Raw genomic sequence first — 13,451 nt, forward strand, 5'->3', positions numbered from 1 at the left:
CTTGCGGTAGTTGCAGTAGCGACGACCCTAGTTCCATCAACTCGAGGGAGGAAGCAGATGACCTCTGCAGAGAACAACGAAGTCCTGAGCCCGGCCGCCCAGGTCACCCTTACCGGACGAAACGTTGAGGTCCCTGAACACTTCCAGGACCGCGTTAACGCAAAGCTGGCCAAGATCGAGAAGCTCGATCCGACCCTGACCTTCTTCCACGTGGAGCTGCTGCACGAGCCGAACCCCCGCCGCGAGGCGCAGGCGCAGCGCATCCAGATCACCGCAACCGGCAAGGGCCACCTCGCCCGTGCCGAGGCGAAGGAGGACAGCTTCTACGCTGCGCTCGAGTCTGCCGTCGGCAAGCTGGAGCGTTCGCTGCGCAAGGTGAAGGTGCGCCGTGAGATCGCGCGCTCCGGACACCGCGCCCCGAAGTCCACCGGTGAGATTGCCGCCGAGCTCGCTGCCGAGGCAAGCGAGGCCCGCGCCAAGAGCGCCGAGGCTGAGAACGCGGATCCGTACGCGAACCTCGTCGACGACTTCGAGCCCGGCCAGATCGTGCGCCGCAAGGAGCACCCCGCCACCCCGATGAGCGTCGATGACGCGTTGTCGGAGATGGAGCTCGTGGGCCACGACTTCTACCTCTTCATCGACGAGGAGACGTCGCGCCCCTCGGTGGTGTACCGCCGCCACGCTTTCGACTACGGTCTGATCGCGCTGACCGAGGACGCCGAAGGCACGGACGTCGACAGCGTTCGCTAACCCGCTAACCACGCACACCCGCCCCCTTAAGCAGATGAGGGGGCGGGTGTGTTTGCATCCCTGCGTACAATGACTGGTTGATACGCAATCGATTCAATCGAACGAAGGACTAAACGTACGTGTTTGGACTGTCTAAGCTGCTCCGCGCCGGTGAAGGCCGCACCGTCAAGCGTTTGAGCAAAATCGCCGACCAGGTTATCGACCTCGAGGACGAGTACGCCTCCCTGAGCGACGAAGAACTGAAGGCGAAAACGGCGGAGTTCAAGCAGCAGCTTGCCGACGGAGCAACGCTCGACGACATCCTCCTCGACGCATTCGCGGTCGCGCGCGAGGCAGCTTGGCGAGTGCTGGGCCAGAAGCACTACAAGGTCCAGATCATGGGTGGCGCCGCGCTGCACTTCGGCTCCGTCGCCGAGATGAAAACCGGTGAGGGCAAGACCCTGACCTCCGTGCTGCCGGCTTACCTCAACGGCCTCAGCGGCAAGGGCGTCCACATCGTCACGGTCAACGACTACCTTGCAAAGCGCGACGCCGAGATGATGGGTCGCGTGCACCACTTCCTCGGCCTCGAAGTGGGTGTCATCCTCTCCGAGCTGCGTCCGCCGGAGCGCAAAAAGGCGTACGCGGCCGACATCACCTACGGCACGAACAACGAGCTCGGCTTCGACTACCTGCGCGACAACATGACCCGCTCCGTGGCGGACATGGTCCAGCGCGGCCACAACTACGCCATCGTGGACGAGGTCGACTCGATTCTTATCGACGAAGCCCGCACCCCGCTGATCATCTCCGGTCCCGTCGATGGGTCCAGCCAGTTCTACTCGGTGTTCGCGCAGCTCGCCCCGCGCATGCGCGAGGGCATCCACTACGAGGTGGACCGCCGCAAACGCACCGTTGGTGTCAGCGAGGACGGTGTGGAGTTCGTCGAGGACCAGCTCGGCATTGACAACCTGTATGCGCCCGAACACTCCCAGCTGGTCAGCTACCTCAACAACGCGCTGAAGGCGAAGGAGCTCTTTGAGCGTGACAAGGACTACATCATCCGTCAGGGTGAGGTCCTCATCGTCGATGGCTTTACCGGTCGCGTGCTTGCCGGGCGCCGCTACAACGAAGGCATGCACCAGGCCATCGAGGCCAAGGAAAACGTCGAGATCAAAAACGAGAACCAGACTCTCGCAACGGTCACACTGCAGAACTACTTCCGCCTCTACGACAAGCTCGCCGGCATGACCGGTACCGCCGAGACCGAGGCGGCCGAGCTGCACCAGATCTACGGCCTCGATGTCGTGGCGATCCCGTCGAACCGCCCGAACCAGCGCACCGACCGCGACGACCTCGTGTACAAGACGCAGGAAGCGAAGTTCGCGGCCGTGGCCGAGGACATCGCCGAGCACGTGGAGAAGGGCCAGCCCGTCCTCGTGGGTACCACCTCCGTGGAGCGCTCCGAGTACCTCTCCCAGCTTTTGACCCGCAAGGGTGTCAAGCACAACGTGCTCAACGCCAAGCACCACGAGGAAGAAGGCCGCATCATCGCCGAGGCGGGCCTGCCGGGCAAGGTCACTGTGTCGACGAACATGGCCGGCCGAGGCACCGACATCGTGCTCGGCGGCAACCCCGAGGTCCTGCTCGACGCCAAGCTGCAGGCCCAGGGCCTCGACCCGTTCGAGGACGAGGAGCGCTACCAAGAGGCGTGGGACGAGCAGCTTCCGGCCGCGAAGGAGCGCTCCAAGCAGCTCGGCGACCAGGTGCGCGAGAGCGGCGGCCTCTACGTCATCGGTACCGAGCGCCACGAGTCGCGCCGCATCGACAACCAGCTGCGCGGCCGCTCCGGCCGCCAGGGTGACCCGGGCGAGACCCGCTTCTACCTCTCCATGCGCGACGAGCTCATGGTGCGCTTCGTGGGCCAGTCCATGGAGAACATGATGAACCGCCTCAACGTCCCGGACGACGTCCCGATCGAGGCAAAGATGGTCTCCAACGCCATCAAGGGCGCGCAGGCCCAGGTGGAGAACCAGAACTTCGAGATGCGCAAGAACGTGCTCAAGTACGACGAGGTGCTCAACGAGCAGCGCAAAGTGGTCTACCGCGAGCGCCGCGAGATCCTCGACTCCAAGGACATCAAGGACCAGGTCCGCCGCATGATCTCGGATACCGTCGGCGCGTACGTCGACGGCGCCACCCGGGTCGGCTACGTCGAGGATTGGGACCTCGACGAGCTGTGGAGCGCCCTCGAGGCCCTCTACGGCCCCTCCATCACCGCCGCCGAGCTTATCGACGGCGACCAGTACGGCACCCCGGGCGAGCTCTCCGCTAGCGAGCTGCGCGAGGCGCTTATCGACGACGCCCAGCGCCAGTACGATCGCCTCGAAGAAAACGTCTCCGCTATCGGCGGCGAGGCCCAGATGCGCAACCTCGAGCGCATGGTCATCCTGCCGGTGATCGACACGAAGTGGCGCGAGCACCTCTACGAGATGGACTACCTCAAGGAAGGAATTGGCCTGCGCGCCATGGCGCAGCGCGACCCGCTGGTCGAGTACCAGAAGGAGGGCGGCGACATGTTCCACGCGATGAACGAGGCCGTCCAGGAGGAGACGGTGCGCCAGCTGTTCATGATGCGCCGCCAGTTCGAGCAGCAGCAGGAGCAGGCAGCGCAGGCTGAGCAGGGTGGTTCCACCCTGGTCTAGAGCCTCAGCGGCTCACAACACCTTGAACGAGACGAGCCGGCCCCCGGCGATGCGCGCGGCGAACGCGTAGCGCCGGGGGCCGGCCTGCACCGTTCCGAAGAACTCTCCGCCCTCGCGGGCGTGGCAGGTGACAATGTGCACCGGCCCCGCGGGGGCGTTCGTCTTGCGGCGGGCTGAGATGTGGCCGCGCACGCCGGGCGCGTACTGGTGCGTTGCGAGCGCACCCAGCCCGCGGACACCGAACGCGGCGTCGAGCGCGACTTTCAGCTGAGGTGCGGGCCGCGCGGCAGGTGGGGGTCGCCGGACGTGGGCGGGCTGCACAGGTGGCTGCTGCACCAAGACTTTGACGTGCTGGTGCCCGGGAACGGGGTAGTACATGGTGCGGGTCTCCTCCAAAAACATGGGCCACGGGGCATGGGTGGCGGGGCTTAAGCTGCGTGGAGGGGGCGGACGCGAAGTGGGGTTAGGTAGTATTGTGGCACGCGCGCGAGCCCTCGCGCCCGAAAAGCGCCACACTAAAGTGGGCATTGACCATGAGCACGGAAGAGACGGAATACAGCTGATGCAGGGACTGATTATCGACTACGCGGGGGTGCTGGACCTCGACGCCGAAGACCAGAGACGGTGGACCGCGCTGATTGAGGCCGTCAAGGCCAGCGGCACCGGCGTCGCAATCCTCTCCAACGAGGAGGCCGAGGGCGAAACCGCCGAGAAGATCCGCGAGTGGGAGTTCCGTGGCGTGGTCGACGCCGTCGTCCTGTCCGGCGAGATCGGGTGGGAGAAGCCGGAGCGCGCCGCGTTCCAGGGCGCGGCAAACGCCCTCGACGTCTCCCTCAACGACTGCGTCATGGTCGATGACGACATCATGAATGTCCGCGCCGCTGTTGAGCACGGCATGATCGGCATCCTCCACACCGCGTTTGAGCGCACCTCGGTGGAAATCCAGTCCCTGTTCGACATCCCCGGGGAGTTCTAGTGCGCGTCTACGTTCCGGCGACCTTCGCCATGCTGAAAACCCTCCAGGAGGAGGGGCTCATGCACGCGCGCGGCGGCTGGGCGTTCGCGGTGACCCCGGAGCTGACGGAGTTTTACACCTCGGGCGACCAGGAGGAGCTGGAGGAGGTCGCGTTCGATGAGGCATCGCGCACCTCTATCCGCCTGCTCACCGTTGGCGACGAGCCCGACTTTCCGCACCGTCGTGTGGTCGTCTCTGCCGACGTGGAGGGGGCAACTGGCCACCCGGACATGGGCGAGTCGGTGGTGAAGCTCGGCGCTCCCGTGGAGCTGCGCAACGTCGCCGCGATTCACGTCGACGTCAAGGAAGCCGAAGAGGCCACTGCGCGCGCGATTGACAACATCGATGCCGCAGAGCTCGGCGACGAGGATGCCGAGTTGGCTGTCGGCGACGCCCAGGACAACTACATGGCGTTTTTTGACCCGAGCGAGCTACCGTTCCTCATCGAGCTGCTTTAGCTCCCACTCGTTGTTGGAGCGCAGTGCCTCCAACAACCCGCGGGTCGCTTGCGCCCGCCTGAAGGTGACCGTCTCGGGATCGAGGCGGTCCCACGCACATTCGGGGTCGGCCGGGGGGCCGAGGTGGGTGCAGTTGCGCGGGCAACCCTCCGCAACTTCTGCGAGGTCCGGGAAGACCTGCACGATCTGGTCGGGGGAGACGTGCGCCAAGCCGAAGGAGCGAATGCCGGGGGTATCGATCATCCACCCGCCGCCCGGCAGCTCAAGCGCCACCGATTGGGTGGAGGTGTGGCGTCCCTTGCCCACCCCAGAGACCCTGCCGGTCTCACGCTGGGCGTCGGGGACCACGCGGTTGACCAGGGTGGACTTGCCCACGCCAGAGTGGCCGATGAGCGCGGAGAGACGCCCGGTGACAGCGGCGACGAGATCGTCGATCGGATCGTCGACACCCACCTCGTAAACGTCGACGTCGAGATCCTCGAGCTCGGCGCGGAAGCGCGCCGGGTCGGCGAGGTCGGACTTGGTCAAGCAGACCACGGGGGTCACTCCGCCCACGAAAGCGGCGATGAGGGCGCGTTCGACGAACCCGGTGCGCGGCGGGGGATCGGCCACGGCAACCACGATCAGTAAAAGCTCGGCGTTGGCGACGATGATGCGCTCGTAGGGGTCCGTGTCGTCGGCGGTGCGCCGCAGGACCGACACGCGGTCCTCGCGCTTCACGATGCGCGCCAGGGTGTCTTTGGCACCGGAGGTGTCACCGACGATGCCCACGCGGTCACCGACCTCGATGGAGACGCGCTTGAGTTCTCGGGCCCGCATGCACTGGACCACGGTGTCGGAGTCGTCGAGGACCACACCCCAGCGGCCGCGGTCTTTGGTCACCACCATCCCGGACACGGCGTCGGCGTGGCGCGGCCGGTCCTTGGAGCGCGGACGCGACCCCTTGCCGGGGCGGACGCGGACGTCGGATTCGTCGTAGTCCGTGATGCTGCGACGCGCCATTAGTGCTCCACCATGGTGGTCCACATGTCCGCGAACCCGGGCAGCGTCTTGGCGGTCGTGCCGATGTCGTCGACCTCGACGCCCGGTGTGGTCAGGCCGATGATTGCACCGGCGGTGGCCATGCGGTGGTCGGCGTAGGAGCGCCACGTTCCGCCGTGGAGGGGAGCGGGTTCGATCCGCAGGCCGTCGGCAAGCTCCTCGCACCGCCCGCCGAGGCCGTTGATCTCTTCCGTCAGCGCTTTGAGGCGGTCGGTTTCGTGGCCGCGCAGGTGCGCGATGCCGGTCAACTCCGTCGGCGTGGAGGCCTGGGTGGCCATCGCAGCGACGGTGGGCGTGAGCTCGCCGATGTCACCCATGTCGATACTCAGACCGCGCAGCGTGCCGTGCTCGGGGCCACGCACCTTGAGTGTGCGCGAGTCCCCGTCGGATTCGAAGGTCACGGCACACCCCATCTGCTCGAGGATGTCGCGGATTGCATCCCCCGGCTGTGTGGTCGTCTCCGGCCATTCGGGCACGCGCACGGTGCCTCCGGTGACGGCTGCCGCTGCGAGGAATGGCGTGGCGTTGGACAGGTCGGGCTCGACGCGCCAGGCGCGCCCGGCAATGGGCTGGGGCTCCACGTGCCACTCGTTGTCGCCGGTATCGACGTGAACACCGGCCTCGCGCAGCATCTCCACGGTCATCTCGATGTGCGGCATGGATGGCAAGAAGCTGCCGGTGTGGCGCACCGTCAGGCCGTTGTCGAAGTGGGCCCCGGCCAGCAACAGGCCGGAGACGAACTGGGACGAGCCGGACGCGTCGATCTCCACCTCGCCGCCGGTGGCGGATCCGGTTCCGCGGACAGTGAACGGCAGCGCATCACCCGAGAGGTCCACGCCGAGGTCGCGCAGGGCGTCGAGGATCGTTCCCATCGGGCGCGTGCGCGCTTGGGCGTCACCGTTGAAGGTGACTTCACCGTGGGCGAAGGCGGCGACTGAAGGCAGGAAGCGCATGATCGTTCCAGCTAGGCCGCAGTCCACGTCGGCGCCGCTCAGCGCGCCGGGGCGGACCTCCACCGTGTCCGCGTCGACGTCGGTAAAGCCCACGCCCATGCGCTGCAGAGCCGCGCGCATGAGGTCGGTGTCGCGCGAGCGCAGGGCACCGGTGATGGTGGAGGGGGCGTCGGCAAGCGCCGCAAGGATGAAGGCACGGTTGGTCACGGACTTCGATCCCGGCACGACCTGGGTGTGCGTCACTGGGGAGGAGACGGTCGGCGCTGGCCACAATTCAGTCATGCGTGCCATCATAATGGAGCCATGTGTGGACGATTTGTACTCTTCACCACCGGCAAGGACCTCATCGAGCAGATTGGTCAGTTGCCGGGGGCCGCGCCCGTGGCCGCCCCGGACGGCACGCCGCCGCCGCGCTACAACGTTGCCCCGACACATCAAGTTCCCCTGATCCGTTTCCACGAGTCCGGATCCCAGGTCGATTCGGCCCGCTGGGGCCTGCTGCCGGGGTGGAAAAAGGACGACTCGGGCCCGCCGCTGTTCAACGCACGCGGGGAGACAGTGGCGGACAAACCCTCGTTCCGCTCTGCGTTCAAGGCCAAGCGCGGCCTGATGGTGCTCGACGGCTACTACGAGTGGAAAAAAGAGGGTGCGGCAAAGCAACCGTACTTTGTCACCCCGCGCGAGGGGCTGCTCTTTGCGGCGGCCCTGTGGGAGACCGGCTGCGACCGCTTGTCCACCACCATGGTCACCACCGATGCCACTCAGAACATGCAGTGGCTCCACCACCGCCTGCCGCTGTTCCTTCTGCCGGAGGAGATCGAGCAGTGGGTCAACGGCAGCCCGGAGGACGCGCTCGAGCTCGTTCAGCCGTCGCGGGTGGCCGCGCAGCTCGAATGGAGTGAGGCTGCCCCTGAGGTCGGCAACGTGCGCAACGACTACCCGGGGCTAATCGGCGCGCCTTCTACTCCGCGCTAAGGGCCACGAAGCGTGCACCGGCGAGGCGGGCCAGCTCCTGCGGGTCGAGGCGGGCGGACAGGCCGCGCTGGCCGGCGGAGACGGTGACGGTGGGGAAGTCGGTCGCTGAGGCGTCGATAAGCGTCGGCAGCTTCGTGAGCGTGCCGAGCGGGGAGATGCCGCCAACGACGTAGCCGGTGGCACGCTGGGCGCGGGCGGGATCCGCCATCCGGGCGCGCTTCCAGCCCAGCGCCTTGGCGGCGAGCTTGAGGCTGAGGTGCGCGGAGACGGGAACACAGCACAGCGCGAGGGTCCCGCTGCCGTCGTCGACCACGAGCGTCTTGAGCACCGCGTCCGCGTCGAGACCCAGCTCGTCGACGGAGTGCTGGCCGAAGTGATCCTGGCTGGGGGAATACTCGAGAACCTCGTGCTCGGTGCTTTCTAGCGCCTGCAGGGCGCGCGTGCGTGCAGCCATCGGTCAGTACTCCTTGCTGATGAGCGAGTTCATACGCTCCATATTCTCAAACGCGCCGGGGCTTCCGGCAACTGCCGGTAGGTTGACCTCACCGAGGACGTGGCTGCGAAGCGACGTCACGGCGGCGGGCGCGGGCCGCTGCGGGATCGCGGGTAAAAGTGGCGCGTGGCCCTGCCCTACAATGGCCCATATGGCCGACACTGATCTGCAACAGCGCTTCAGCGAAGAAGCGATGCCGCTGCTGGACCAGCTCTACGGCGGCGCGCTGCGGATGACGCGCAACCCCCAGGACGCCGAGGATCTGGTCCAGGAGACCTATCTCAAGGCGTTCAAGGCGTTCGGCAGCTTCACGCCGGGCACCAACCTCAAGGCGTGGTTGTACCGCATCATGACGAACACCTACATCAACTCCTACCGCAAGAAGCAGCGCCGTCCGCTCGAGACGTCCGCGGACGAGATCACGGACCACCAGCTCTACTCGTCCAGCTCGCACGACTCCACAGGGCTGGAATCCGCGGAGCTTGAGGCGCTGAAGAACATGCCGAACTCGCGCATTTCCGACGCGCTCAACCAGCTCAACGAGGACTACCGCATGGTCGTCTACTACGCCGACGTGGAGGGGCTGGCCTACAAGGACATCGCCGAGGTGATGGATATTCCGCTGGGCACGGTCATGTCGCGGTTGCACCGGGGAAGAAAAAAGCTGCGCGAGATGTTGAAAGACGTAGCAAACGAACAGGGCATCGGTCTCGAGCGTGACGAGAAGGAGAACGTCTGATGGCTTCGGCACAAGGCACACCCGGTAGCTGCGAGGAAGCCCGACAGCTTCTGCGGGAGCTTCTCGACGACAACCCCACCCCCGAACGCGCCACAACGATCACCCAGAAGTTATCCGCGTGCCCGCAGTGCGACGCGATGCTCAAGGCTGAGCTGGAGATCCGCGGGCTCGTGCGGCGCTGCTGCGGCGAGGCGCACGCCCCAGAGCCGCTGCGCGAGCGGATCATGACCTCGATTACCACCGTTACCGTCACTCAGTTCCACATCGAGCGATAGCAATAGGAAACTCCCCCTGCGCGCCGGGAATGGCGTTCAGGGGGAGTTGTACGTCTCTGGCAGCTGCTTAGCTGTTCGGACGCTTGCCGCGGTTGGCGCTCTTCTTGCGGCGATCCTTGCGCTTGCGACCACGCTTGCTCATGTGGGGCCTCCTCTTCGCTGGTGAATTGGGTTACAGACTCTCCACTTTATCGCCCGGGAGCAAGGGGAAAGAAATTGGGGTGAGTGGGCTGTGTAGGCAGGGCGGCGTTGAGCCTGCGCAGTTAGGCCGACAAGCGGGCACGGTTGCGGGCGCGCTGCTTGTTGCGGCGCTTCAGCGCGCGGCGCTCCTCCTCGGACAGTCCACCCCAGACGCCGGCGTCCTGGCCGGTCTCAAGTGCCCACTTCAGGCACTGGGAGGTCACCGGGCAACGGTTGCAGACCAGCTTGGCCTGTGCGATCTGGGACAGGGCAGGGCCGGAGTTGCCCACCGGGAAGAAGAGCTCGGGGTCTTCGTCGCGGCAAATTGCTTCGTGGCGCCAATCCATGGTGAATGCTCCTTCAAGTCGTGTGTCGTGTTGCGGCCGCGCATGCCGGATGCAGTCCCACGGGGCAATGTAGTGCCCGGAGGTGTGAATCGGTGTGCGCTTGTTGGGTGGGGCGGAGTGTTGGAGAGTCTCCGCCATCCGTTTCCCTGATGTTTGCCCGGAATTGTCCGGGGGTTCAGGTCCGAGTAACCGGACCGTCGTTTTCGCTACCCGAGAATGATGGCACGCAATCGAATTTCGCGCTAGGGGAAAGCGTGAGAAAGTGGCGTATATCATAGTTCTGGCCCTACGTTTCAGTTTTCTCAATGGTTGCCTCCGTCGGGTGCGCGGCGCTTCCGGTCTCTCTGAACAGTGCAAACGTTGAGGGTGCTCAAGATACGTGGGGGTGTGAAATGCAAATCGTTACCAACTGGCGGAACATGGGGCGGGAGAGAAGATTGTGCGGATCCCACGGTTTAGACTGAACGAGTGATGACGCGACGAAACTGCCACCAGCCAGACCCCCAGGTTGATCCGCGGGTTAACCCGGAAGTAACGTCCGGGCCCGATCGGGAGGCGGATGCGATGATCGCAGGGCAGCCGCCGGCGCCGCTGAAGTTCGGCGCCGCCGTCGTCCTCCTGCAGTGCGTCGTCCTGTTCGGCTACGCGGCGTGGCTCGCGGTGACGAACCTGCGTGGCGTGGCCGATTCCAGTGTGCAGTCAGAGTCGGCGGCCGCGAACTACGTCGGCGTCGGCACTGCGGTATTCATCACGATCATTTTCGGCTTCGTCGCCTACTCCGCCGTGCGCATCTTCTCCGGGCGCGCGACCGGAACGGGAGCAATCGTGCTTATCGAGGCAATCCTCATCGGTGTTGCGTTCTACATGTTCACCGGGGGAGCGGTTCTCCTCGGCGCGGCCACGTTGCTTTCCGCCGTCGCCGCCCTGGGCGGGATCTTCCACCCCGCCTCCTGGGGCTTCGCTCAGGCAAACTACGCGCGGCGCGCCGCCGGGTAGGACGGCTAGTCCGCAGCGAGGTACACGACGTCGGAGCCGCGCTTCTCGACGACCCCCGCGCCCGCGCTGTCCACAAACACCGCACCGGTGTATCCGCCGCGGTCGACGGGGATGACCTGCTCGATGGTGGACGCGTCCCATTGCGCGACGGCAATGCCCTCGGCGGTGGCGAAGAGCAACGTCTCGCCGGCGCCAACTCCTGTGCCTGCGGCGTTGTCGAACACGTCGGTGACACTCAATGTCTCCGGTGCGAACAAGACCAACAAGGCGCCGTCGAAGTAGCTCATGTGGTGCGGCAGGTCCGCGGTGGGCAGGACGTGGAAGGTGTCGTCGATACGCCTGTCTCCCCGCAGGGCGGGCACGGTGGATGTCGTCGTGCGCAGCCCCTCGGTGGAATAGGTGGACACCTCGGAGGTCGCAGGGTCATAAACCGCCGCCGCATCCTGGCCAATGGCGACCAGGTACGCGCCCTCGGGGATGGCAATATCAGCCTCGATCTCGGGCTTGCGGGAGTCCTCAGGGGTCGTGTCCTGCAGACGCAGGAACGTCCCGTCCTCGCAGACCTCTGTGACCGCGAGCAGCTCTGTCCGAGTCAGCGCGGAGGTCTGCTGGCACTGGTGTGGCTGCATGTCGTCTTCCTGCGGAGCCTCAACCGCACCGTACTCAACGGTGCGCACCAGGTCGGAGCGCCACAGTTCGGTGCGGGTGGGGGAGGCATAACCGACCCTGTCATTGGAGGAGATTCCAGTGACGGTGTCGGGGGCGGGTGCGGAGCGGGTGTCGGCGTACTGGCCAGTCAGTGCGTCGATGGAGACGACATCGCCGCAGCCGGCGGGACCACGGTAGGTGGCCACCACGTTGCCCCACGCCTGGTCGAGCGCACACAGGTCATCCTCGCGCGTGTAGGTCCACGCGGACTCGCCGGCGGGCGTCGTCGCGGTGAGCGTGCCGTCCGCGTAGGTGACGATCATGCCTTCGGCGATAAGCGGGCGCAGGCGCGGCGACTCGTCGCGCAGCCGGAACGACTCGCGGAGCTGCGTGGGGGCAGCCGCCAGCTTGCCCGGGTTGTCCACCTCCGCGGTCGCGGGCTCAAGATGCGCTGAGCGCACCGGAGCGGTCAGTACCGCGGTGCCCACAAGGGCGGCGCTGACGACAGCGATAACACCGGTGGCGATAAGGTCGCCGCGAGTGCGCCGAAGCGGAGGCATCATGAACGCTTCCTCCTGCCACCGGATGCCGCGCCGCGGGGCTTGGTGTCACGGCGCTTGGTGTCGCGGTGCTTCGAGTCGCGCGGCTTGGAGCCGCGGACGGTGCGCGCCGGGCCGACGGAGGTGCTGGCGTCGTCGGGGATCGAGAGGGCGTCGTAAAGCTCGGGCGAGGTGGAGAACCACTGCGGCAGATCCTTCATGCCGAGTCCCAGCTCCGAGTCGATGAGTGCCCACTTGTGAGCCTCGTCGTAGCCGACCAGGGTGACCGCGGTGCCGGAGTGGTTGGCGCGCCCCGTGCGCCCGATGCGGTGCACGTACGTCATGGGGTCGTCGGGGGTCTGGTAGTTGATCACGTGCGTGACGTCGTCGACGTCGATGCCGCGCGCCGCGACATCGGTTGCGACGAGGATCTCGACCTCCCCCGAGCGGAAGTCCTTCAGCGCACGCTCGCGCGCCTCCTGGCCCATGTCGCCGTGGACCGCTCCGACGGCGAAGCCCCGGCCGGCCAGGTCGTCTGCGACGTCCGCCGCGGTACGTTTCGTGCGCGCGAAGATGATGGTCCTGCCACGCCCCGACGCCTGGAGGATCTTCGCAGCGACCTCAGGTTTGTCCATGCGGTGGGACAAAAACGCGATCTGGTTGGTTGTGGCGTGGGTGGGGGCGGCGTCGTTCGACTCCGCACGGATGTGCAGCGGGGTGCTCATCATTGAGCGCGCCAGCGTGAGGATCGGGCCCGGCATGGTGGCCGAAAACAGCATGGTCTGCAACGGAGTGTTGAGCGCCGCCCACAGCTTCTGGATGTCGGGCAAAAAACCCATGTCGAGCATCTCGTCGGCCTCGTCGAGGACGAGGATCGCAACCCGGTCGAGGCGCAGATCGCCGCGTGAATGCAGGTCGATGAGGCGTCCCGGCGTGCCGACGACGACGTCGACGCCGTCAGTCAAGGCAGCAATCTGCTCGTCGTAGGAGCGACCGCCGTAAATCGCCATGACACGGACGAGTGTGTGGCGGGCGGCGTTAGTCAGATCCGATGCCACCTGGACGGCGAGCTCGCGGGTGGGCACGATGACCAAGGCGCGCGGGGTGCCGTCGAGCTCGGGAATGCCCGCGTCGTCGAAGACGCGGTCCAATAGCGGAACGCCGAAGCCGTACGTCTTTCCCATGCCCGTGCGCGCCTGGCCGATGATGTCGCGGCCGGCCAAAGCAAGGGGGAGAGCGAGCTCCTGAATGGAGAATGTGCGGGTGATACCAAGTTCGGAGAGTGCGTCCACGATTTCCGCGGCGACTCCGAGCTCGGCGAACGTGGGCTCGGCAGGTTGGGACACGGGCCTTATCTT

At 66.1% G+C, this 13,451-nt stretch carries 16 protein-coding genes; 8 read left to right on the forward strand and 8 right to left on the reverse strand.

Annotation, left to right across the window (positions count from 1 at the left end):
- Positions 1-57: 57 nt before the first annotated feature.
- Together hpf and secA are read left to right on the forward strand one after the other, a co-directional pair.
- The gene (gene hpf / locus VVR41_RS06880; RefSeq protein WP_368524136.1) at positions 58-750 is read left to right on the forward strand and encodes a ribosome hibernation-promoting factor, HPF/YfiA family; all 693 of its coding nucleotides are present in this window, start codon (positions 58-60) and stop codon (positions 748-750) included.
- A 119-nt stretch (positions 751-869) separates the two neighbouring features.
- Positions 870-3,434 (forward strand): preprotein translocase subunit SecA, encoded by a 2,565-nt coding sequence (gene secA / locus VVR41_RS06885; protein WP_368524137.1) that lies wholly within the window; start codon positions 870-872, stop codon positions 3,432-3,434.
- 12 nt (positions 3,435-3,446) lie between these two features.
- Here the strand turns inward: secA and VVR41_RS06890 are convergent, their stop codons facing one another.
- On the reverse strand, positions 3,447-3,812 hold the full coding sequence (locus VVR41_RS06890; RefSeq protein WP_368524138.1) for a hypothetical protein: 366 nt from the start codon (positions 3,810-3,812) through the stop codon (positions 3,447-3,449).
- A 22-nt stretch (positions 3,813-3,834) separates the two neighbouring features.
- Between VVR41_RS06890 and VVR41_RS06895 the strand changes: the two genes are divergently transcribed.
- Both VVR41_RS06895 and VVR41_RS06900 read left to right on the forward strand, forming a co-directional pair.
- Positions 3,835-4,410: an HAD-IA family hydrolase gene (locus VVR41_RS06895; RefSeq protein WP_368524139.1), complete on the forward strand. Its 576-nt coding sequence runs from the start codon at positions 3,835-3,837 to the stop codon at positions 4,408-4,410.
- The gene (locus VVR41_RS06900; protein WP_321103870.1) at positions 4,410-4,907 is read left to right on the forward strand and encodes a DUF6912 family protein; all 498 of its coding nucleotides are present in this window, start codon (positions 4,410-4,412) and stop codon (positions 4,905-4,907) included. The genes VVR41_RS06895 and VVR41_RS06900 overlap by 1 nt, the downstream gene beginning before the upstream one ends.
- Here the strand turns inward: VVR41_RS06900 and rsgA are convergent.
- Entirely contained in the window at positions 4,881-5,909 is a 1,029-nt protein-coding gene (rsgA, locus tag VVR41_RS06905) for a ribosome small subunit-dependent GTPase A (protein ID WP_321103869.1), read from the reverse strand. The two genes, VVR41_RS06900 and rsgA, sit on opposite strands and share 27 nt — an antisense overlap.
- Positions 5,909-7,183, reverse strand: a complete 1,275-nt coding sequence (gene aroA / locus VVR41_RS06910) for a 3-phosphoshikimate 1-carboxyvinyltransferase (RefSeq protein WP_368524140.1) — start codon at positions 7,181-7,183, stop codon at positions 5,909-5,911. The genes rsgA and aroA overlap by 1 nt, the downstream gene beginning before the upstream one ends.
- 21 nt (positions 7,184-7,204) lie before the next feature.
- Here aroA and VVR41_RS06915 point away from each other — a divergent pair, with 21 nt between their 5' ends.
- Entirely contained in the window at positions 7,205-7,876 is a 672-nt protein-coding gene (locus VVR41_RS06915; RefSeq protein WP_368524141.1) for an SOS response-associated peptidase, read from the forward strand.
- Here VVR41_RS06915 and VVR41_RS06920 read toward each other — a convergent pair.
- Positions 7,863-8,330, reverse strand: a complete 468-nt coding sequence (locus VVR41_RS06920) for an aminoacyl-tRNA deacylase (RefSeq protein ID WP_321103866.1) — start codon at positions 8,328-8,330, stop codon at positions 7,863-7,865. The two genes, VVR41_RS06915 and VVR41_RS06920, sit on opposite strands and share 14 nt — an antisense overlap.
- 190 nt (positions 8,331-8,520) lie before the next feature.
- Here VVR41_RS06920 and VVR41_RS06925 point away from each other — a divergent pair, with 190 nt between their 5' ends.
- Both VVR41_RS06925 and rsrA read left to right on the forward strand, forming a co-directional pair.
- Positions 8,521-9,108 (forward strand): sigma-70 family RNA polymerase sigma factor, encoded by a 588-nt coding sequence (locus tag VVR41_RS06925; protein WP_368524142.1) that lies wholly within the window; start codon positions 8,521-8,523, stop codon positions 9,106-9,108.
- Positions 9,108-9,383, forward strand: a complete 276-nt coding sequence (rsrA, locus tag VVR41_RS06930; protein WP_368524143.1) for a mycothiol system anti-sigma-R factor — start codon at positions 9,108-9,110, stop codon at positions 9,381-9,383. The genes VVR41_RS06925 and rsrA overlap by 1 nt, the downstream gene beginning before the upstream one ends.
- A 67-nt stretch (positions 9,384-9,450) precedes the next feature.
- Here rsrA and VVR41_RS10740 read toward each other — a convergent pair whose 3' ends face one another.
- Positions 9,451-9,525, reverse strand: a complete 75-nt coding sequence (locus tag VVR41_RS10740; RefSeq protein WP_095066802.1) for a 50S ribosomal protein bL37 — start codon at positions 9,523-9,525, stop codon at positions 9,451-9,453.
- Between the two features lie 121 nt (positions 9,526-9,646).
- Positions 9,647-9,910 (reverse strand): WhiB family transcriptional regulator, encoded by a 264-nt coding sequence (locus VVR41_RS06935; protein WP_321103863.1) that lies wholly within the window; start codon positions 9,908-9,910, stop codon positions 9,647-9,649.
- 471 nt (positions 9,911-10,381) lie between these two features.
- On the opposite strand from VVR41_RS06935, the gene VVR41_RS06940 reads away from it, so the two are divergent.
- Entirely contained in the window at positions 10,382-10,906 is a 525-nt protein-coding gene (locus tag VVR41_RS06940) for a hypothetical protein (protein ID WP_368524144.1), read from the forward strand.
- 5 nt (positions 10,907-10,911) lie between these two features.
- Here VVR41_RS06940 and VVR41_RS06945 read toward each other — a convergent pair whose 3' ends face one another.
- Positions 10,912-12,117 (reverse strand): hypothetical protein, encoded by a 1,206-nt coding sequence (locus tag VVR41_RS06945; protein ID WP_368524145.1) that lies wholly within the window; start codon positions 12,115-12,117, stop codon positions 10,912-10,914.
- Positions 12,114-13,439, reverse strand: a complete 1,326-nt coding sequence (locus VVR41_RS06950; protein WP_368524146.1) for a DEAD/DEAH box helicase — start codon at positions 13,437-13,439, stop codon at positions 12,114-12,116. The genes VVR41_RS06945 and VVR41_RS06950 overlap by 4 nt, the downstream gene beginning before the upstream one ends.
- Positions 13,440-13,451 lie beyond the last annotated feature (12 nt).

This window comes from Corynebacterium sp. LK2510 (genome assembly GCF_040946405.1).
GTDB lineage: Bacteria > Actinomycetota > Actinomycetes > Mycobacteriales > Mycobacteriaceae > Corynebacterium.